The sequence below is a fragment of the Mycobacterium szulgai genome (assembly GCF_002116635.1).
GTDB lineage: Bacteria > Actinomycetota > Actinomycetes > Mycobacteriales > Mycobacteriaceae > Mycobacterium > Mycobacterium szulgai.
The window spans coordinates 141,041-161,007 of the sequence record NZ_LQPW01000178.1 but is presented as its reverse complement, the minus strand read 5'-3'; the positions used below and the strand labels follow the sequence as shown (position 1 = coordinate 161,007).

General features: G+C 67.6%; 17 protein-coding genes. 6 read left to right on the top strand and 11 right to left on the bottom strand.

Features of this window, described 5'->3' with window-relative positions; translation table 11 throughout:
- On the bottom strand, positions 1–753 hold a 753-nt coding region (locus AWC27_RS29795; protein ID WP_085674600.1), incomplete at its 3' end, for a PE family protein.
- A 224-nt stretch (positions 754–977) separates the two neighbouring features.
- A complete protein-coding gene (locus AWC27_RS29790) occupies positions 978–3,110 on the bottom strand; it encodes a PE family protein (protein WP_085674597.1) in 2,133 nt (710 codons plus the stop codon).
- Between the two features lie 115 nt (positions 3,111–3,225).
- Here AWC27_RS29790 and AWC27_RS29785 point away from each other — a divergent pair, with 115 nt between their 5' ends.
- Both AWC27_RS29785 and AWC27_RS29780 read left to right on the top strand, forming a co-directional pair.
- Positions 3,226–3,855, top strand: a complete 630-nt coding sequence (locus AWC27_RS29785; RefSeq protein WP_085674594.1) for a phosphotransferase-like protein — start codon at positions 3,226–3,228, stop codon at positions 3,853–3,855.
- Between the two features lie 74 nt (positions 3,856–3,929).
- A complete protein-coding gene (locus AWC27_RS29780; RefSeq protein WP_085674591.1) occupies positions 3,930–5,750 on the top strand; it encodes a PPE family protein in 1,821 nt (606 codons plus the stop codon).
- Here the strand turns inward: AWC27_RS29780 and AWC27_RS29775 are convergent.
- Positions 5,743–7,398, bottom strand: a complete 1,656-nt coding sequence (locus tag AWC27_RS29775) for an acyl-CoA synthetase (RefSeq protein ID WP_085674588.1) — start codon at positions 7,396–7,398, stop codon at positions 5,743–5,745. The genes AWC27_RS29780 and AWC27_RS29775 overlap by 8 nt on opposite strands.
- An 82-nt stretch (positions 7,399–7,480) precedes the next feature.
- On the opposite strand from AWC27_RS29775, the gene AWC27_RS29770 reads away from it, so the two are divergent.
- Positions 7,481–8,137 carry a DedA family protein gene (locus tag AWC27_RS29770; protein WP_085674585.1) on the top strand — a complete coding sequence of 219 codons (657 nt, stop codon included), beginning with the start codon at positions 7,481–7,483 and terminating at the stop codon, positions 8,135–8,137.
- Between the two features lies 1 nt (position 8,138).
- Here AWC27_RS29770 and AWC27_RS29765 read toward each other — a convergent pair whose 3' ends face one another.
- Positions 8,139–8,756 (bottom strand): TetR/AcrR family transcriptional regulator, encoded by a 618-nt coding sequence (locus AWC27_RS29765; protein ID WP_085674583.1) that lies wholly within the window; start codon positions 8,754–8,756, stop codon positions 8,139–8,141.
- Between the two features lie 154 nt (positions 8,757–8,910).
- Here AWC27_RS29765 and AWC27_RS29760 point away from each other — a divergent pair, with 154 nt between their 5' ends.
- Positions 8,911–9,348 carry an anti-sigma factor antagonist gene (locus AWC27_RS29760; RefSeq protein ID WP_085674580.1) on the top strand — a complete coding sequence of 146 codons (438 nt, stop codon included), beginning with the start codon at positions 8,911–8,913 and terminating at the stop codon, positions 9,346–9,348.
- Between the two features lie 93 nt (positions 9,349–9,441).
- Here AWC27_RS29760 and AWC27_RS29755 read toward each other — a convergent pair whose 3' ends face one another.
- Together AWC27_RS29755 and AWC27_RS29750 are read right to left on the bottom strand one after the other, a co-directional pair.
- Positions 9,442–11,178 (bottom strand): PPE family protein, encoded by a 1,737-nt coding sequence (locus AWC27_RS29755; protein WP_085674578.1) that lies wholly within the window; start codon positions 11,176–11,178, stop codon positions 9,442–9,444.
- Positions 11,179–11,329: 151 nt separating this feature from the next.
- Positions 11,330–11,989: a TetR/AcrR family transcriptional regulator gene (locus AWC27_RS29750; protein WP_245847589.1), complete on the bottom strand. Its 660-nt coding sequence runs from the start codon at positions 11,987–11,989 to the stop codon at positions 11,330–11,332.
- Between the two features lie 247 nt (positions 11,990–12,236).
- Here AWC27_RS29750 and AWC27_RS29745 point away from each other — a divergent pair, with 247 nt between their 5' ends.
- Positions 12,237–13,352 carry a glutamate--cysteine ligase 2 gene (locus AWC27_RS29745; protein ID WP_085674572.1) on the top strand — a complete coding sequence of 372 codons (1,116 nt, stop codon included), beginning with the start codon at positions 12,237–12,239 and terminating at the stop codon, positions 13,350–13,352.
- Here AWC27_RS29745 and AWC27_RS29740 read toward each other — a convergent pair.
- From AWC27_RS29740 to AWC27_RS29720, 5 genes are read right to left on the bottom strand one after another with little or no spacing between them, the layout of a single operon-like run.
- On the bottom strand, positions 13,333–13,887 hold the full coding sequence (locus AWC27_RS29740; protein WP_245847588.1) for a hypothetical protein: 555 nt from the start codon (positions 13,885–13,887) through the stop codon (positions 13,333–13,335). The two genes, AWC27_RS29745 and AWC27_RS29740, sit on opposite strands and share 20 nt — an antisense overlap.
- A gap of 25 nt (positions 13,888–13,912) precedes the next feature.
- Complete coding sequence (locus AWC27_RS29735) at positions 13,913–14,848, bottom strand: catalase family peroxidase (protein WP_085674569.1); 936 nt, start codon at positions 14,846–14,848, stop codon at positions 13,913–13,915.
- Between the two features lie 29 nt (positions 14,849–14,877).
- Positions 14,878–15,660, bottom strand: coding sequence for a sulfite exporter TauE/SafE family protein (locus tag AWC27_RS29730; protein ID WP_085674566.1), 783 nt, complete (start codon positions 15,658–15,660; stop codon positions 14,878–14,880).
- A gap of 28 nt (positions 15,661–15,688) precedes the next feature.
- The gene (locus tag AWC27_RS29725; RefSeq protein ID WP_085674651.1) at positions 15,689–15,976 is read right to left on the bottom strand and encodes a hypothetical protein; all 288 of its coding nucleotides are present in this window, start codon (positions 15,974–15,976) and stop codon (positions 15,689–15,691) included.
- Between the two features lie 57 nt (positions 15,977–16,033).
- Positions 16,034–16,906, bottom strand: a complete 873-nt coding sequence (locus AWC27_RS29720) for a hypothetical protein (protein WP_211281731.1) — start codon at positions 16,904–16,906, stop codon at positions 16,034–16,036.
- A 342-nt stretch (positions 16,907–17,248) separates the two neighbouring features.
- On the opposite strand from AWC27_RS29720, the gene AWC27_RS29715 reads away from it, so the two are divergent.
- Positions 17,249–19,963 carry a PE family protein gene (locus tag AWC27_RS29715; RefSeq protein WP_085674563.1) on the top strand — a complete coding sequence of 905 codons (2,715 nt, stop codon included), beginning with the start codon at positions 17,249–17,251 and terminating at the stop codon, positions 19,961–19,963.
- Positions 19,964–19,967: the final 4 nt, after the last annotated feature.

Sequence of the window (19,967 nt, the reverse complement as noted above, 5' to 3'; positions counted from 1 at the left end):
GGCCACCCCGCCGTTCCCACCGACCCCGCCGCTAACGCCAAGGCCACGGCCCCCGCCGAAGCCGCCGATGCCCCCGTTGCCGATCAGCCCCGTCGTCCCGCCGACACCGCCGGCACCGCCGGTTGCCGCGGCCGCCGTGGCAAGACCGCCGGCACCGCCGGTTCCGCCATTACCCAACAACCAGCCACCGCGACCACCGGCCCCGCCCGTGGCACCGGATCCGGCGATGCCGTCACCGCCCCTGCCGCCGGTCCCCCCGTTGCCGAACAACCCCGCCGAGCCGCCAGCACCGCCGACCTGTCCGGCCGCCCCGGACCCGCCGTTGCCGCCGTTGCCCAGGAGCAGGCCGCCGTCACCACCGGGAGCTCCGGTCCCGGCAGCGCCGTTGGCGCCGTTGCCGATCAGCGGACGCCCGAACAACACCTGGGTTGGCGTGTTGATCAAACCCAGCAGGTCCTGCAGCGGCGATGCGGCGGCAGCCTCGGCAGCGGCATACGCGCCGGCCCCGGTGGTCAGGTTCCGCACGAACTGTTCGTGAAACGCCGACACCTGCGCACTGAGGGCCTGATATTCCTGGGCATGCGTCCCGAATACGGCCGCCACCGCCGCTGACACCTCATCGGCTGCCGCGGCCAGCACCGTCGTCGTCGGCAGCGCGGCCACCGCGTTAGCCGCCGTGAGGGCCGACCCGATTCCCGCCAAATCCGTTGCCGCGGCTGTCACCGTCGCCGGTACCGCAAACACAAACGACATCTGAGACCTCCCGCACCGGACAAGCCAATAGTCGCCGCGAAGCATCGAGCACCGGGCAGCAACAAATCCTATCCCCGCTGCAGACGCGTCGAAGAGCATTTGACCAACCGCGTGTCGTTCGTTATCCGGTTGCAGATCCTAGGGTTAACGCCTGGATATCGGCCCATGATCGACGCGCGCGAGCACGACGCGGTTGCGCACGAAATCACCAGCACAGCAAACAATTAGCCCGGCTGGCCAGAGGAGCCCTGGCCACCGTTGTCGCCGCCAGCGCCTGGCAAGCCCGGCTGGCGTGAAGCGTCGCCGCCCGGGCCCCCTGTCCCGCCGGTGCCTCCGGACCCGCCCTGGCCGCCGGCACCGCCGCCACCGCTGGCACCGCTGGCACCCGACAGCCCGATGAGCCCGCCGGCGCCGCCGCTACCACCGGCGGCTCCCTGACCGCCGTTGCCGCCGGTGCCGCCGGTGCCGCCATCAGCCCCCGCGCCGCCCGCACCTCCGAAACCGGGGCCGTTGAACGAGAAGCCGATGTTTCCCGCTCCGCCAGCGCCGCCGGCGCCTGCGGAACCGCCGACTCCGCCGATGCCGCCCAGGCCGCCCGCACCGCCGACGCCGCCGTTGCCCAGGAGCATCCCGCCCGCGCCACCGGTCCCCCCGACTCCGCCGGCGCCGCCGTTTCCTCCCTTGCCACCGTTTCCGCCGGTACCGGCGTCCCCGCCGATGCCGCCTTGAGCCGTACCGGAATCGGCCACTCCTTGCCCGCCGTGCCCCCCGTCGCCACCGGCACCGCCAGCCGCACCGACACCACCGCCACCGCCAGCACCACCGAGTCCGCCGGCTCCCCCGTCGCCTGCGATAAGTCCACCGCGGCCACCATTTCCACCGGCCCCGCCCTTGCCACCGTCGAGACCGTTCACACCGGCGCTTCCGGCGCCGCCGTGGCCACCCGCGCCGCCGCTGGCTGTCCCGCCGTTGTTTTGGGTCTGAGCATTTCCGCCCGGCCCGCCGGTACCGCCCGCACCGCCGAGCGGCCCGCCGGCATTCCCGTTTCCGCCCGTACCCCCGAAGGCAGTACCGCTGCCACTGACACTGAAGGAGTCAGCATTGCCGCCAACGCCCCCGTTGCCGCCGGCACCCCCGCCGAACGCCTGGCCGCCGGCGCCGCCTGCACCACCGGTGGCTGTGCCGCCGGCTACCGAGATCGCGGTTCCCCCGTTCCCGCCGGCGCCCCCACCACCTCCTGCCGGACCGGCGGCCCCGGCGTCGCCAGGCCCCACGATGACGTTTCCGGCGAAGACCTCGTCGAAGCTCGCGTTGCCGGGCTGCCCCGTACCGGTGGACGGCGGGTTGACGCCATCGGCGCCGCCGTAACCGGCCCCGCCCAGGCCGCCGTTGCCGCCGTTGCCGAACCAGCCGGCGTTGCCGCCGTTGCCGCCCCGTCCGGCCTCACCGCCGTTGAGGCCGACCGCAGCCGACCCGCCCTTGCCGCCGTCACCACCGGTGCCCCACAGTTGTCCGCCGGCGCCGCCGTCACCCCCTGCCGCCCCGAGGCCGCCTGCCCCACCGGCGCCGCCATGGCCGAATACGCCGCCTGCCCCGCCGGCGCCACCCATGCCGCCGGAAGCGGTGACGCCGCTGCCGGGGGCGACGATGCCCTGCCCTCCTGCTCCACCCATGCCACCTGCGCCCCACAGGCTGACAGCTCCACCACTTCCGCCGTTCCCGCCGGGGACAACTTGGAGCGTCACCGGGTCAATGGCGCCCGAACCGCCCAGTCCGCCCGCGCCGCCGCCGCCCCACAGAAGTCCCCCTCGACCACCGGACCCGCCGACCGCCCCGATCCCGCCCGGTCCGCCAGCCCCGCCGTTGCCCAGTAGCCCGGCTGCCCCGCCAGCACCACCGGGCTGCGCAGCGGCGCCGGAGCCGCCCTTGCCCCCGTTACCCCACAGGATCCCGCCATCGCCGCCCGGAGCCCCGGTCCCAGCCATACCGTCGGCGCCGTTACCGATCAGCGGACGCTGAAACAACGCCAGCGTCGGCGCATTCACCACACCCAGCAGCTGCTGCAGCGGCGACATATTGGCGGCCTCGGCGATTCCGTAAGAAATCGCACCCGCAGTCAAAGCCCGTACAAACTGTTCGTGAAAGGCCGACGCCTGCATGGTCAGCGCCTGGTAGCCCCGGGCATGCGAACCGAAAGCCGCCGCAATCGCCGCCGACACCTCATCGCCGGCGGCTGCCAGCAACCCGTTGGTCGGCGCGGCCGCCGCTGCATTGGCCGAAGCGAGCCCGGAACCGATACTCGCCAAATCCGAAGCCGCCGCGGACACCAACTCCGGCGTTACAACCACAAGAGACATCTGCGCGCTCCTCACCGGTAACGACAGTGGCTACCGAAGCGTAACGCTGCGACAACCCGCTACACCTCGATATTTCGGTCGCTCGACGTCGGGGTTGCGATACCCTCCGACACCTATGGCGGGTTTCACAACAGGCAAGCTCATCCTGCTCAACGGCGGATCCAGCGCCGGAAAGACATCGCTCGCGCGCGCTTTTCAGGATCTGGCCGGCGAATGCTGGGTGCACATCGGCATCGACCTGTTCTGGTTCGCGCTGCCGCCTGAACAACTCGATCTGGCCCGGGTGCGGCCGGAGTACTACACCTGGGACAGCATCGTCGAAGCCGACGGCCTGGAATGGTTCACAGTGCACCCGGGTCCGCTGCTGGACCAGGCCATGTACGCCCGCTACCGAGCCATCAAAGCCCACCTGGACAACGGGATGAACGTCATCGCCGACGACGTGATCTGGAAACGGGAGTGGCTGATCGACGCGCTGCGGATCTTCGAGGGCTGCCCGGTATGGATGGTGGGTGTGCATGTGTCCGACGACGAAGGCGCCCGCCGGGAGGAAGAACGCGGCGACCGCCACCCCGGTTGGAATCGGGGCAGCGCCCGAGCGGCCCACGCCGATGCCGAATACGACTTCGAGTTGGACACCACGTCTACCCCAGTCTCGGTGCTGGCTCGCGAGCTGTACGAGCGGTATACGAACTGCCCGGAGCCCAAAGCTTTCGAGCGGCTGCGCGCGCGTTTTCTGTACTAGAGGTCGCGAAACTCCAGCTTTTGCAGACCGTCCGCTGTACCGTTTTTCGTCTAGCGGACAAAGGGGTGCGCGCAATGAACTTTTCAGTCTTGCCCCCGGAGATCAATTCGTTGCGCATTTTCAGCGGAGCGGGTGCGGCCCCGATGCTGGAAGCGGCGACGGCCTGGGCCGGGTTGTCCGACGAGCTGGCCTCGGCAGCGCGATCGTTCGGTTCGGTGACCTCGGGGCTCACGGGTCAGGCCTGGCAAGGGGCGGCCGCGGCGGCGATGTCGACCGCGGCCGCACCGTACACAGCATGGTTGCAATCCGCAGCCGGCCGGGCCGCCGGAGCGGCACGCCAGGCCCAGGCGGTCACCGGCGCGTTCGAGGCGGCACGGGCGGCCACGGTTCACCCGCTGGCGGTGGCGGCCAACCGAAATGCCTTCGTGCAGTTGGTGTTATCCAATCTGTTCGGCCAGAACGCGCCGGCGATTGCCGCCGCAGAGGGCAGCTATGAACAGATGTGGGCCGCCGATGTGGCGGCGATGGCCGGCTACCACGCCGACGTGTCGGCGGCCGCGGCTCAACTAGCGTCCTGGAACACCAGCATCGGCAACACCGGCGCCTGGAACCTGGGCATCGGCAACCTCGGCGATCACAACTTCGGCAGCGGCAACTGGGGCAACGCCAACCTGGGCAGCGGCAACGACGGCAACGCGAACCTGGGCAGCGGCAACCTCGGCAACGCGAACCTGGGCAGCGGCAACTGGGGCAACACCAACGTCGGCAGCGGCAACGCCGGTGTCACCAACTTCGGCAACGGCAATATCGGCAACCTCAACTTCGGCAGCGGCAACGGGCACTCGGACCAATACTCGTTGCAGTCCTACAGCGGGAATGCCGGCTTCGGAAACCACGGCGACGGCAACCGCGGCAGCGGAAACATCGGCAGCACCAACTTCGGCAGCGGAAACATCGGCTCATTCAACTTCGGCAGCGGAAACATCGGCGATTACAACCTCGGCTTCGGCAACAACGGCAGCTACAACTTCGGCTTCGGCAACCACGGCACCAACAACGTGGGCTTCGGGCTCACCGGCGACAACCAGGTCGGAATCGGGGCGCTGAACTCGGGTACCGGGAACTTCGGATTCGGCAACTCGGGCAACCACAACATCGGCTTCTTCAACTCCGGTGACAACAACGTCGGGTTCTTCAACTCCGGCAATTCAAACTTCGGCTTCGGCAACGCCGGGAACACCAACACCGGCTTCTGGAACGCGGGCTATGTGAATACCGGCTTCGGAAACGGCGGAGACTACGACTTCGGTTACGGCAATGCCGGCAGCAACAATGTCGGCGCCGGAAACGCCTTCTTCAACAACGTCGGCTTCGGCAACGCCAGCTCGGGAAACACCGGCGTCGGAAACAGCGGCTACTTCCCCGACGTGGCCCCCTACGACACCGGCTACGGGACCAACACCGGCTCCTTCAATTCCGGCTACTTCAACACCGGCATGTTCAATGCGGGCAGCGTCAATACCGGCCTGTTCAACTCGGGCAACTTCCACACCGGCACAGGCAGCTCGGATACTCCTGCGGGCGTGGTCAATTCGGGCTTCGGCACCGTGGGCACGTATGTGTCCGGCTTCTACAACACGGGCAGCGACATGTCGGGTTTCCAGAATGTCACGGCGGACTCCTTCGGATTCACCTCAGGCGTGCACAACTTCGACGGCCGGGGCAACGCAGGTTTCTACAACACAGGCTTCGCGCTGGCGGGCTTCGGCAACTCGGGCTCGTACAACTCCGGTTGGTTCGACTCGGGCGTTAACAGCTCGGGCGTGAGCAACTCCGGAGCAGGCAGCTCGGGCGGCTTCAACAAGGGCAACGACCAGTCGGGATTCTTCAATTAGCCTGTGTCACTTGAGCTTTAGCCCATCGATAGTCGGCCTTGCCGGACGGTGAACGCTGCACCTTGGCGCAGAAGATCACCTCTTTGGGCAGCTTGTAGCGCGCAATGTGCCGCGCCGCCTCGGCGACGATGTCCTCGGCCTCGGCCTGCGCGCCGTCAACCAACTGGACCAGCGCGACGACTTCCTGACCCCACTGCACACTGGGACGGCCCGCGACCACCACGTCGTAAACCGCCGGGTGCTCGGCAATGGCAGCCTCGACCTCTTCGGCGAAGATCTTCTCCCCGCCGGAGTTGATGGTGACCGAATCCCGCCCCAGCATTTCGATCTCGCCGTCGGCGTCCCAGCGTGCCCGATCCCCGGGAACCGAATGCCGGATCCCGTCGATGACCGGAAACGTGCGCGCCGTCTTCTCCGGGTCACCCAGGTAGCCCATCGGAATATTGCCCTGCTGGGCCAGCCAGCCGATCTCCTCGTCGCCGGGCGACAGAATCCGAGTCATGTCCTCGCTGACCACCACGGCCCCGGGGCCGGGGGCGAACCGGCCCGTGGCGCTCTGCAGCCGGTTGGAGACCTGGCCCATCTGTGTTCCGGACTCCGACGAGCCGCCGGCGTCCAGGATCGTAACGTTCGGCAGCAGTTCGAGAAACCGCTGCTTGATCGGTGCGCTCAACGCGGCCCCACCCGTGACCACCACAAATAGGCCAGACAAGTCGTAATCGCCGGACTCGAGGGCATTGACCAGCGGCCGCCCGAACGCGTCGCCCACGAACGACATCGACATCACCCGCTCCCGGCTGGCCAGGGCCAGGGTTTCGGCGGCGTCGAAATGCGTGGTAGTCGGCGCCATCACGAACGGCTTTGCGCTGCAGAGGTTTACAAACGCGGCCCACTGCGCGGCGCCGTGCATGAGTGGTGCCGCGGTCAGCGAGCCGGGCCCCTCTGGACGCGACCGCTCGACGATCTCCTCCAGACTGGTGGCGATCTCGGCGCCCAGAATTCGTCCGCTCATGGCGTTGAGGTAGATGTCGTGCTGGCGCCACAGCACCGCTTTAGGCATGCCGGTGGTGCCGCCGGTGTAGAGGATGTAGAGGTCGTCGGGCGAGGGCAACACGCCTTCCCTGTCCAGCGGCTCGTCAGTCATGGCAGCCAGCAGGTCTTCGTAGCGCACCGCCCCGGGCAGTGGGTCGTTCCCGGATCCGTCGTCGACGTGGATCAGCCGCGGCTGGCGATCAAGCTTTTGCGCAGCCTTCTCTAAAGCCTCTGCCAATGTCGGGGCGAACCGCGCGTGGTACATCACCGCGTCCGCACCGGCATTGTCGAGCAGGTACACCAGTTCGTCGGCAACGTAGCGATAGTTGACGTTGAAGGGGGCGACACGGGCTTTGTATGCCCCCAGCATCCCCTCGAGGAATTCGTTGCAGTTGGCCAGGTACAACCCCAGATGGCTTTGCCCCGACTCGTAGGGCGCCAGTTCGGAACGCTCCCGGTGCGCACCGAACCCCCACGCGTGCAGCGCCCGGGCGAACCGGGTGGCGCGTTCGTCGGTTTGCGCGAAGGTGAAACGCCGATCCCCGAATACGATGCAGTCCCGGTCGGGATTGGCCGCGGCCACCGCCGTGAATATCTGGGCGAGGTTGAATTCCACTAACCCTCCAATGCTGTCCTTGTGACGACAGTATCGGGCCCGTTGTGACGCACATTCAGCCTGTGTCAGGCATTCTTATTCCATGAACGTGGAGGCCCTGCTGCAGTCAATTCCGCCGCTGGCGGTCTACCTGCTGGTCGGCGGGGTGGTCGGGATCGAGAGCCTGGGCATTCCCCTCCCCGGGGAGATCGTGCTGGTCAGCGCGGCGCTGCTGTCTTCGCATCACGAGTTGGCGGTCAACCCGATCGGCGTCGGAATCGCCGCGGTGATCGGCGCGGTGATCGGCGACTCCATCGGTTACTCGATAGGCCGCCGGTTCGGCATGCCGCTGTTCGACCGGCTCGGCCGGCGCTTCCCCAAGCACTTCGGCCCCGGTCACGTCGCACTCGCCGAGCGAACGTTCAGCCGGTGGGGCGTTCGCGCGGTGTTCTTCGGTCGCTTCATCGCTTTGCTGCGCATCTTTGCCGGACCGCTGGCCGGCGCACTGAAAATGCCGTATCCGCGCTTTTTGGTGGCCAACGTCAGCGGCGGCATCTGCTGGGCCGGCGGCACTACCGCACTGGTCTATTTCGCCGGCGTGGCCGCCGAGCGGTGGTTGCAGCGGTTCTCCTGGATCGCACTCGTCATCGCACTGGTCTGCGGCCTAGTGGCGGCGATCCTGTTGCGCGAACGCACCTCTCGCGCCATTGCCGAACTCGAAGACGAGCACTACCGCAAGACCGGTACCCCCGCCGCCTGACTCAGGCGGTCGCCTCGCCCTGTTCTGCCGCGGCTTGCGGGCGGTGCGACTCGATGAGAACGCGCGCCATCTTCTGGGCCCGCCGGGCGGCTTGGCAGTCCCCCACCGCGGCAAGGATGATGGCGCCCTTCATCAGGATGTGCCAGGACCACGCGAAATCCTCGACGTCCTCGAGACCGGCGGCCACCGCACGGCGACGCACAATCTCGCGGACCTGATCGATATGCGCGACGCAGGCTTGCCCGACGGGATGATCGGCCCCCAACTCCAGCAACACATTGATGAACGAGCAGCCTTCATATCCGTCGCGTCGCTGGAACCACTCGTGCAGAACATCGAAGATCGCCAGTAACTGTTCCTCCGGTGTGGTGCCGCGCTGGCGTGACTGCTCCTCGATCAGGCCGTGCGTCCACAGCTCTTCGCGACGATCCAGCACCGCCAGCACCAGGTCGTTCTTGGTCGCAAAGTGGCGGTAGAGCGTCGCCCGAGCCACCCCGGCCCGCTCGATCACCTCGTCGGTGCCGACCGCCCGGATGCCCCGGCGACTGAACAAGCCGTATGCCGCGGTCAAAATTCGTTCGCGAGCAGGCACGACCGTCACGGAATCATCGCTGGACATAGCGAGCCTCACCATACTCTTAAGCCAGCCCTATAGACAGACCGCCCTGTCTCGTTATACAAATGAGATTCAGATCCGCAATTAGTCTGTCTTCAGACACGCAGGACGGGCATCCATGGGCGGCGCTGTAGCGCCGGCCGTTTAGGAGTGCACGATGAGCCTGGTTATTGCCGAGTCCGTATCCACCCACCTGACACTCAGTACTCGACTCGTCTACGAGCTCGGCGACCCGCGCAGCACACTGCGCGCGACGACCGACCGCAGCGGCGACGCGGTGCTGATCCATGCCGGCGGCGAGATCGATGCCTGCAACGAGGACACCTGGCGCCACCTGGTGAGCGAAGCGGCGGCCGGGGCCACCGCACCGGGGCCCTTCGTCGTCGATGTCACCGACGTCGACTTCATGGGCTGCTGCGCCTTCGCCGTTCTAGCCGATGAGGCCGAACGGTGCCGTCGGCGCGGCATTGAACTGCGTCTGGTGAGCCATCAGCAGATCGTCACGCGAGTCATTGACGCGTGCGGATTGAGCGGCGCGCTTTCCGTCTACCCGACCGTGGACTCCGCCCTGGCGGCAGACACCGTCCGCCGGTGATTTCTCGGAACTAGTTAGGGCTGCCGACGGGCGTCGAGTTTCGGCGAGGATCTCGTCGGTGTGCTGGCCGAGGCGCGGTACGGCAGAGCTCGGTCAGGTCAGTTTCAGCAGTATCTGAGCAAGACTCAGCAGCCCCGAGTTGCCGGTCCCGGTGTTGAGCAAGCCAGAGTTGAAGCCGCTCAGCGCGCCGCTCGGGAAGGGGCCCATGGCGGCGGTGATGCCGATGTTGAAGAAGCCAGAGCTAACCCCGGTGTGCCCCGCCGGGCTGGCCGTGTTGAAGAAGCCCGAAATCCCTTCACCGTTACCGCTTGTCGTGTTTCCAAAGCCCGAGATGCCGCCACCGCTGTTGCCGAACCCTGAATTGTCGACGGCGCCGATGCCGACTTCACCAGCATCGGTGGCGAACCCGAATCCGGTGTTCACATTGCCCGCGTTGCCGAAGCCGGTGTTGACGTGGCCGGAGTTGCCAAAGCCGGTGTTCGCCTCGCCCGAGTTCCACAGTCCCGTATTGAGGTTGTTTCCGTTCCATCCGCCGGTATTGATCGAACCCGCGTTCCCCCACCCCGTGTTGAGCAGACCAGAGTTGAAGAAGCCGACATTGCCCGCACCCGAATTGCCGAAGCCGAGGCTGCCGGTACCCGAGTTTGCGAAACCAAAGCTGTTGATATGACCGGGAAACACTGAGTTGACGCCCGAGCTGAAGATGCCGATGTTGCCGCTACCGGAGTTGAAGAAGCCGACGTTGTGATCGCCTGAATTGAACAAGCCGATGTTGCCGTTGCCGAGGTTGAACAGCCCGGCGAGGTTGATGCCCACCTGGCCGTTTCCGACAAGCCCGATTCCGATGTTTCCGTTGCCGCTGTTCCCAAAGCCGAAGTTGCCGACGCCGGTGTTTCCCGCTCCGATGTTGCCGGTTCCGGTATTCCCGCCGCCTATGTTGCCGTCGCCAAGGTTCCCGAGGCCGACGTTGTTGCTACCGGTGTTACCCATGCCGACGTTGTTGTTGCCCAGCGCTGGGTGGAAGGCGAACACGTTCGGATTGGACAAGTTGGTCGGGCCGCCGTTCCCAAAGCCGATGTTCCCATTGCCGAAATTGCCGAATCCGAAGTTGTTGTTCCCGCTGTTTCCGCCACCCACATTGTTGCTGCCGTTGTTTCCACCGCCGACGTTGTAATTGCCCGCCTGTGGGGGTACCAGTTCACTGTTGTCGGTGCCGCTGTTGCCGATGCCGATGTTTCCGGTGCCGGTGTTGCCCTGTCCGATGTTCGCATTGCCCTTGTTGCCGGCACCCAGATTGGGCAGGTTCTGCAGGAACAGTTGCAGCTCGCCCGGCAACTGCGCCGCCGCGGCCGCTACGCCGGCGTGATAGCCCGTCATCGCCGCCACGTCCGCAGCCCACATCCGCTCGTACCGCGCCTCAGCGGCCATGATCGCCGGCGCATTCAGCCCCAGCCAATTCGCGCGGATCAACTGTGCGAACGCGGAGCGGTTGGCCGCCACCTCCAGTGGATGGACAGTCGACGCTCTCGCATCCTCGAACGCACCGGCCACCGCGCGCGCTTGTTCAGCGGTGCCCGCCGCGTGCGCGCAGGCGGTACTCAAGAAATCCGCATAGGGGGCAGCGGCGGCCGTCATCGCGGCCGAGGCCGCTCCCAGCCACGACGTGGCGGCCAAGTCGGTCGTAGCCCGCGAGAACAGTGATGCCGCGGTCGCTAACTCCGAGGCCAGGCCGTCCCAGGCGGTCGCCGCGTTCAGCAACGGAGCCGAGCCCGCACCGCTGAAAATCAGCAGAGAGTTTATTTCCGGCGGCAAGGTCAGGAAGTTTGCCACAATAGACCCCTTGTCGATATCAGCCCGACCCGCAGACTACGCTTACACCGACGCAAACACGCGTTTTCGCGAAGACTTCAGCCCCGCGATGATTGATTTCGCGACTGCTTACTAGCAGAAGCTGGGGGCCATGCCGTCCCGTGGCGGGCGGCTATGCCGCTCCGTGACGGGCGGCGCCCGACGCCACTTCGCTGGCCGCTACTTCCTGTCCGGCGCCCTGGGGCGGCGGACCCACCTCGAGCACCGAGCGCACAGCGGCGCGCAGGTAATCGCGCAAAATGGGCATGCTGTAGCGCTGACCGCGCAGGGCGATCCATTTCGGCAGATCGACGATGCAGGTCGCGATCAGGTCGACCGCGCTGGTGTCGCTGCGATCCCACAGGTCTTCGGCCAGCCGCGCCATGGCGTTGGCCAGTTCCTGCTCCGAAGCGCGCAGTTGATCGGCGATCTCGCGCGGCATCGGTTGGCTTACCACCTCTTCGCGCCGCACCGTCATAAGCAGCGCCGACGATCCCGGATACATCTCCGGGTAGAGCAGTGATGTTTCGGCCGCCGCGTACACCGCGTCCAGCGGGTCGTCGGTGGGTTGCTTCTTGGCGTCTTCGACAAGGCTGGTCAGCAGGTCCAGGAAACGGCGTTCCGCGCGGATCCAGACGCGGCCGAGCAAGCCCCCGCGTGACTCGAACGTTCGGTAGATCGCGCCGTTGGAGACGCCGGTCGCCTTGGTGAGCGCTCGAATCGTCACGGCATCTATGCCGTCCTGCGCAACGAGCTCTTCCGCAGAATCGATGACAAGGTCGGAATCATTCAACCGAGGACTCGACACAGCTAAACCGCTCCTTCATAACCACGCGCGAGGTGATGCACGTTGATCCCAGTGAAATGCTCCGCGTGCCCGAGATCGTCTCGGCTTCTCATCTAGGGTTTGTCAACTAGCCTTCTAAACTAGCCATTCTCCCGAAGAGTATCGGGTTCAGACAAGCAAATCGCTGACATGGCTAAAGATTCCCTGGCAGACCAGAGGGTTTTGACCTCCAGGCAGGGGGTAGCTTGCGGATATGAGCGCGCAGCGCTCGGAGCGCGAACCTCCGACCGTCGGCGTCGAGGAGGAATTCCTCCTCGTGGACCCGCAGAACGGCGAACCGGCGCCGCGCAATGCCGCCGTTGCCGCCGAGGCCGGACACCGTGGCGCCACACTGCAATTGGAGTTGAGTAGTTGCCAGGTGGAGACCAGCTCCGGCGTGGCCACGACAAGCGCGCAACTTGGCAAGGAGCTACTCGAGCTGCGACGGACTGCGGCCGATGCGGCCGAGGCGTGCAGGGTACGGCTCTTGGCCCTGGGCCTTCCGCCTGCCACGCCGCATGATTTCCCGGTCACCGACACTCCGCGCTACCAACAGATCGCGGCCCGGTTCGGCATGATCGCGCATGAGCAGGGCATCTGTGGGTGTCATGTGCATGTGCAGGTGCCCGACCGCGCCGCTGCCATCCACGTCAGCAATTGGCTGCGGCCCTGGCTGCCCTCGCTGCTCGGTTTGTCGGCCAATTCGGCGATCTATCGCAACACCGACTCCGGCTATGCGAGCTGGCGCAGCGTCCTGTGGCGGCGCTGGCCGGCGGCCGGCGCACCGCCTTACTTCCCTTCACTGGACGACTACCAGCGCACGGTGCACATGCTGGTCGACACCGGGGTGATCCTGGATCCCAAGATGATCTATTGGGACGTGCGCCCGTCGGCGAACTTCCCGACGGTGGAGGTCCGGGTTGCCGACGTGCCGGCCACCGTCGCCGAAACGGTCCTGCTAGCGACCCTGATCAGAGCTGCGGTGATGACCGCGCTGCACGAGTGCGCCGAAGGTGAGGAAGCCAAGCGGCTGCCGCCGGGCGCGCTTCGCGCGGCCTACTGGATGTCGGCACACGACGGGCTATCGGGGCGGACGCTGAACTTGATCGATGGATGTGCGGCGGTGCAGGCCCGCGAGCAGTTGTGCGCTCTGGTGCGGCGGGTGCATCCGGCGCTGGATGAGCTCGGTGAATACGAAAGGGTCGTCTGGGAACTCGAACGCATCGCAGCCGAAGGCAACGGCGCGATGCGTCAGCTGCGGGCCTGGCGGCAACGAGGCGACGTGATGGACGTGATCAATGAAGCAGCCGCTAGGACGCTAAGCGGGTGAACGGACACTCGCGCCACATCCGCGCGACGAGGAGCAACGCAACTACCGGGTAGGGCAGGTTGTAAGCGATGGACAGGCCGGCGTTGACGAACTTGTAGTCGAAGGTGGATCCCGGTCCACAGGCCCGCTGAAAAAGCGGCGCATCGCCCAGGATTCCAACAGCCAGGTACACGCCGGCGCTCATGACCACCATCCCCGCGAAGAAGACGGCGGGCAGCCGAATCCAATCCCGGCCCCGCACAAAGGCATAGATGAGCACCAGGTAGAACAGGCCGAACAACAGCGCCGACACAAATCCGACGGAGACCTGAACGAAGCGAGGGTTTTGCAGAATCAGCGTTTCGTTGCCGTTGGCGAACATGAACCTTTCCACGAAGTACCACGAGTTGGCGCTCGGCTGAGTCAGGTTGATGGTGTCGGTGACCAACGAGGTCAGCGCGAACAACGAGAACATGACGATGAAAAACCAGTCGCGTCGCCGCTCTCGCAGCGGGATTGGTGTGGCGGCTCGCGCCACAGAAGTTTCCGTAGCCATGGTCCGCATCGTATGTCCCCGGCTTTCAGGTGTGCGGCGCTTCGGGACCGCGATCCACCCCGGCGCGCAATTTGACCGACGCCGAGTAGGCCAGGGTGCGGAACCGAAGCACCGGATCCTCGGACGGCTCGATGCCGTCGGTCACCCGCATCGGGTCGAATACGACGATGTCGTCGCCGTGCTCGCGTTCGGTGTCCAGGCCGGTGATGTCCAGGGTGCCGACGGAAACGGTGTCGTTGCGTTGCCACGGCGCCGACGGGTCGACGGTGGAGTCATTCGGTCCGGCGATCTGAACGCGGTAGTCGAACCGCACCGGTCCGGCATCCAGTCGGGCGTTCAGTTCGTCGGTGAGGAAGTCCGGCCCCTTTGCCCGGGCGGCGAGCGGCGAAAGATGCTTCGCGCCGGCTGACGGAATCAGATGGTAGCGAACGTATTTGGCGCTGCCGTCGGGGCCGACCCAGCGGAAGGCGTGTAATCCGTGGTACTCGGCGGTGGCGTAGCTCGCCGGCACCCGGCCGGCGGCGCCCAGCACGGGCAGGGCAGCGAGTAGCCGGGGGTGGGTGGCGAAGTAGGAAGCCAGCCGCACCGGCGTGGTCAGGCCGGGCCGCAGCGCCCGCAGCAGATCGACGAATCCCTCTGGCGTGCTTGAGACGAACAGCCGAGCCGTCTGCGTCGACACGTCGGTGGTCTTGCCGTCGGGCAGGGTGAATTTCACCGCCATGCCGCGCACGCCCGGTGAGCCGTCGCGCTGGTCTGGCTTACCGGATCCGTTGGAGAACCGGATCAGCGCGGGGATTTGCGAGCCGTCGAGATGCTGGGCCCGCGAAAGGCCGGCGGCCTGCGGGGTTGCGGTGAAGGTGCCACGGTAAAGGGTGCCTTTGGCGTGCAACGCCCGATAACCGGGACAGGCTCCCCCGGTGCCCCGGATCGCTTCGATCGCGTCTTCAGGAGAAACCGGCATGGGCGAATAGTAGGGCCTCGCACCGCCGCTCACACAGTGAGCAGCCGGTACAACCCGATCACGCCGACCACCACGATGGTGGCGCGCAGCGCGTTCGGCGAGAGCCGACGTCCGTAGCGCGCTCCGATCAACCCACCGGCCAGCGAGCCCGCCGCGATCAGCCCGGCCACCGGCCAGCTGATCCGGCCGAATGCGACCAACGTATAGCCAAGTGCCGCAACGATATTGACCACCAGCGCCAGCAGGTTCTTCGCCGCGTTCATGCGCTGCATCGACTCCGGCAGCAGGGCACCCATCACGCCGACCAGCAGAATGCCCTGCGCGGCAGTGAAATAGCCGCCATAGACGCCAACAGCGAACGTGCCGAGCACCAGCGCGGCCATGCGTGCCGGCGTGATGTGTTCGGCGGAACGGCCGGCCACCTCGGCCCGCAGACGCGCCCAGGACTGGATCCGCGGGCCGATCACCACCAGAACCAAAGCCAGCACCAGCAGCGCCGGCACGATCTCGGCGAAGACCTTTTCAGGCAGATGCAGCAGCAGGAAGGCGCCCAGCACCGCGCCGGCCAGCGACGCCGGGATCTGCCAGCGCAACCGGTCCCACTGACCGCCCAGTTCATTGCGATAGCCCCAAGTGGCCGAAACACCGCCGGCGACCAGACCGACCGCGTTCGACATGGTCGCGGTGACCGGCGGATAGCCCAGGGCCACCAGTGTCGGAAAGGTGATCAGGGTGCCCGAGCCGACGAGCGCATTGATCGCGCCGGCGGCCAACCCGGCCAGGCCGATCAAAATCATGTGGGAAACCGACACTTTCGACAACCCTAGGCCGCGGGCGGGCCTAGCCGTAGGGCAAGGTGGCGATCGCCGAGGTTGCCGACGGGTCTTCGAGCACGGCACGCAATTGGTTCTGCAAGGAAGCAGTGGACTCGGCCACGGGTTTATCGCAGAAGCGGCAATGCGCCTTGAACAGCGGCTGCTCGTCTTCCTGCGGCCAGAACCGGCGTGGTCCGACCTGGGCTCCGGGATCGTATTGGACCGCCTGATGCGGCACGTCCTTGAGAACCCTGCCCACAGGATGGCCTTGGGGGCATTCGAATTTCAGGTAGCCGATGCCTTCGCTGCTCATCGTCCGAACGTATGCCATAACGCCCGGTTCGGCCCGCCAACACCGAGCGCCGGTCCCCTACCCGGTGCCTAGATAGACATTGGCCAGGTTGGGCAGGCTAGACAGCGACGGCATGGGTCCGCCTTGCTGGAACAGCGCCGTCGCCGCGTCCGGCCCGTTGGTGCTGGCAACCAGGTCGCGTACCTGAACGTAGAGGTCGGTGGTGGCCTGGGTCGCCAGTCGGGTCGCAAGATCGTAGTTGGTCAGGTTGGTGCCCGGGACGGCCTGAGCGCCGCGGATGGCCTTGGGGCCGTCCTTGTTCAGCGTCGTGTGGCACTCCTGGAACCCTGGCGGCGGGCCTGCCGGCGGGCAGCCTTCCAGGGGGAATTGCGAGGAGAGATCGATGTTGAAGTATCCGGTGTGCAGATCGGGGGGAAACGCCGCCGGGTTACATGCGGGGAAGATCGGCGGGGCGAGCCGATCCAGCTGACCTACGGCGATGTTGTCCTCAACCCAATTGGAGTGGGCGTAGAAGTCCTGCTGGGTATGCACAAGGGCCCCGAAAGCCGCGCGGGCCGCCGGTCCATTCGCCTGCCCCGCCGGGGTGAGCACCGAGCCGCTGAGCACGACGGGTGAAAAGGTGTCCCACGCTTGTTGAGCCCGGTTGCAAATGTCCACCGGCGTAATCGAGTTGTCGAGATGCCGGAATTCGTCGGTGGCAAATGCGTCGCTTCCCATCGCACCCGCTCCCGGCGGCGGACCGATCAGTATCTGGTTGACGGCCAACTGGCTGACCTGGTCTGCCGGCAGCGCCGCGCGCGTGATCGTTTCATGGTTCGTGACGTAGAACGCCTGGGCTCTGGGGGCGAACAGGCCAACGGCCCAGACGAAAGCGATGCTCGCCACGATCACGACGAAGGTGGCCAGCGAGCGCCGGCGGGAAAGTGTCATGACACCCCCAAATCAGTAGGGACCGAAATTGCGCGGCTTCCTAGACGTTTCCGTAAGAGTGGCGTGAAAGCAATAAAACTGCTTGAAATGGTTGACAGTTGCATCGGCGCAGCTCAACGCATATGTAGTTCAGTCGGGCGCATGGCCGATGAGCATCGGTATTTCATGTGATTTTGCTTTGAGTAATTCGGGTCACCGGGGAATGTCATTGCTCGTACCCACCGGCACGACACTTTCAGCTCACGCAACGATTTGGTCGAAACAATCTGCTAGACGCGATACTCGGCGGCTAATGAGACTGACAGGCAGCAGCGGCGCTCCTCAATCAGCTAGGAAACCAGTTTGTCGTTCGTCAACGTGATGCCTGAGCTCGTGCTGGCGGCCGCGGCCGATGTGGCACGCATCGAAACCACACTGACTGCAGCGAATTTGGCCGCCGCAGGACCGACGGCGGGGTTACTTGCGGCCGGCGCCGATGAGGTCTCGGCGGCGGTGGCGGCGTTGTTCAGCGCGCACGCGCAGGCATATCAGACCCTTAGCGCCCAGGCGACAGCCTTTCATCGACAGCTTGTGAACGCCCTAACCACCGGCGCGGCATCGTATGCCCACGCCGAAGCCACCAATGTCGCGCAAAGTCTGCTCACCGCGATAAACACGCCCACCGAAGCGTTGCTGAGCCGCCCGCTGATCGGCAACGGCACCGCCGGAGCGCCGGGGACCGGTGCCGACGGCGGGCCTGGCGGGATCTTGTACGGCAACGGCGGCAGCGGCGGATCCGGCGGCCCAACGCACCCCGGCGGCGGCAATGGCGGGGCCGCCGGATTATTCGGCGACGGCGGCGCCGGCGGCGCCGGCTACAGCGTCACAACCGGCACTGCCGGGGCCGGCGGCAACGGCGGTGCCGGCGCCCTGCTGGCCGGCCGCGGCGGGCTCGGCGGCCTCGGCGGCAACAGCGGCACCGGCCCGGCCGGAGTCGGCGGGGCCGGGGGCAACGCCCTCGGCCTGTTCGGCGACGGCGGCGCCGGCGGCATCGGCGGACTGGGCCAGAGCGCCGGCCTCGGCGCGGCCGGCGGCGACGGCGGCCATGGTGGCCTGCTGCTGGGCAACGGCGGGGCCGGCGGCCCCGGCGGGGTCAACACCGGCGCCGGGGGCATCGGCGGGACCGGCGGGCACGGTGGCCATAGCGGCCTGATCGTCGGAACCGGCGGCGCCGGCGGTGCCGCCGGCGGCAGCGCCGGCGCCCCAGCCCATGGTGGGGTCGGCGGAATCGGCGGCGCCGCAGGGTTATTCGGCGACGGCGGTGCCGGCGGCGCCGGGGCGAGTGGTTTGTTGTCCGGTGGCGCCGGTGGGGCCGGCGGCACCGGCGGCATGCTGGCCGGCAACGGCGGCGCGGGCGGCCACGCCGGGGTCGCCGCCGATACTGCGGTCGGCGTCGGCGGGGCCGGCGGGGCCGGCGGCAACGCCATCGGGCTGTTCGGCAACGGCGGTGCCGGTGGAACCGCCGGGTTCGGTGCCGCCTTCGGCGGAGCCGGCGGCGCCGGCGGTGACGCGGGTCTGCTTGTTGGCCGCGGCGGCAACGGCGGGCCCGGCGCGGTCGGCGGCCAGGGCGCCGGTGTTGGTGGCCTTGGCGGTAAAGCTGCGCTGATCGGTGACGGCGGCAATGGCGGGGCCGGTGGGCAGAACCTGAACACCACCGGAACCGGGGCCAATGGCGGCAACGGCGGCAACGCAGTCCTGATCGGCAACGGCGGCGCCGGGGGCAGCCCCGGCATCGGCCCCAGCGGCGACGGCGCTCGCGGCGCCGCCGGCACCGGCGGGGTCTGCCCGGCGCAGCAGGATCTGCTCAAGGTGATCAACGCGCCCACCGAAGCGTTACTGAACCGCCCGCTGATCGGCAACGGCATCTCAGGAGCGCCGGGGACCGGTGCCGACGGCGGGGCTGGCGGGATCTTGTACGGCAACGGCGGCAGCGGTGGATCCGGTGGGCCGTCGCACCACGGCGGTGGCAATGGCGGGGCCGCCGGATTATTCGGCGACGGCGGCGCCGGCGGCGCCGGCTACAGCGTCACAACCGGTACTGCCGGGGCCGGCGGCAACGGCGGTGCCGGTGGGCTGTTGGCCGGCCGGGGCGGGGTCGGCGGCCTGGGCGGCAATAGCAGCACCGGCCTCGGTGGGGCCGGCGGAATCGGCGGCAACGCCATCGGACTGTTCGGCGACGGCGGTGCCGGCGGCATCGGCGGACTGGGCCAGAGCGCCGGTCTCGGCGCGACCGGCGGCGACGGCGGCCACGGCGGTCTGCTCCTGGGCAACGGCGGCAACGGCGCTGCCGGCGGGGCCAACGTCGGCGCCGGGGGTACCGGTGGAACCGGCGGGCACGGTGGCCATGGCGGCCTGGTCATTGGAAATGGCGGCGCCGGTGGCCCGGGCGGGCCCAACGCCGGCGCTGCCGCCAACGGCGGAACGGGCGGAATCGGCGGCGCCGCAGGGCTATTCGGCGACGGCGGTGCCGGCGGCGTAGGTTCGGGTGGCTTCTTGTCCGGTGGCGCCGGTGGTGCCGGCGGAACCGGCGGCATACTGGCCGGTAATGGCGGCGCCGGCGCCCACGCCGGAGTCGGCGCCGAAACCGGCATGGGCGTCGGCGGGATCGGTGGGGCCGGCGGCAACGCCATCGGCCTGTTCGGCCACGGCGGGGCCGGCGGCAACGCCGGCTTCGGCGCCGCCGTCGGCGGAGCCGGCGGGGCCGCCGGCAATGCGGGGCTGCTTATCGGCTCCGGCGGCACCGGTGGGGCCGGCGGAGCCGGCGGCGTTGGCGCCGGTGTCGGCGGCCACGGCGGCAAGGCGGCGTTGATCGGCGACGGCGGCGCGGGCGGGGCCGGTGGCCAGAACCTCGACGCCACCGGCGCCGACGGCGGCAACGGCGGCAACGCCGTCCTGATCGGCAGCGGCGGTGCCGGCGGCAGCCCCGGCTTAGGCCCCAACGGCAACGGCGCACACGGCAAGGCCGGCAGTGGCGGGATACTGTTCGGCGCTGCCCCGGCGTTCGACTGGTTGACGTGAAAAG

Excerpts from the sequence above, each read along its gene's own strand:
- AWC27_RS29790 (WP_085674597.1), bottom strand. The coding sequence starts at position 3,110 with ATGTCTCTTGTGGTTGTAACGCCGGAGTTGGTGTCCGCGGCGGCTTCG.
- AWC27_RS29785 (WP_085674594.1), top strand. The coding sequence starts at position 3,226 with ATGGCGGGTTTCACAACAGGCAAGCTCATCCTGCTCAACGGCGGATCC.
- AWC27_RS29780 (WP_085674591.1), top strand. The coding sequence starts at position 3,930 with ATGAACTTTTCAGTCTTGCCCCCGGAGATCAATTCGTTGCGCATTTTC.
- AWC27_RS29770 (WP_085674585.1), top strand. The coding sequence starts at position 7,481 with ATGAACGTGGAGGCCCTGCTGCAGTCAATTCCGCCGCTGGCGGTCTAC.
- AWC27_RS29765 (WP_085674583.1), bottom strand. The coding sequence starts at position 8,756 with ATGTCCAGCGATGATTCCGTGACGGTCGTGCCTGCTCGCGAACGAATT.
- AWC27_RS29760 (WP_085674580.1), top strand. The coding sequence starts at position 8,911 with ATGAGCCTGGTTATTGCCGAGTCCGTATCCACCCACCTGACACTCAGT.
- AWC27_RS29745 (WP_085674572.1), top strand. The coding sequence starts at position 12,237 with ATGAGCGCGCAGCGCTCGGAGCGCGAACCTCCGACCGTCGGCGTCGAG.
- AWC27_RS29740 (WP_245847588.1), bottom strand. The coding sequence starts at position 13,887 with ATGGCTACGGAAACTTCTGTGGCGCGAGCCGCCACACCAATCCCGCTG.
- AWC27_RS29735 (WP_085674569.1), bottom strand. The coding sequence starts at position 14,848 with ATGCCGGTTTCTCCTGAAGACGCGATCGAAGCGATCCGGGGCACCGGG.
- AWC27_RS29725 (WP_085674651.1), bottom strand. The coding sequence starts at position 15,976 with ATGAGCAGCGAAGGCATCGGCTACCTGAAATTCGAATGCCCCCAAGGC.
- AWC27_RS29720 (WP_211281731.1), bottom strand. The coding sequence starts at position 16,906 with ATGACACTTTCCCGCCGGCGCTCGCTGGCCACCTTCGTCGTGATCGTG.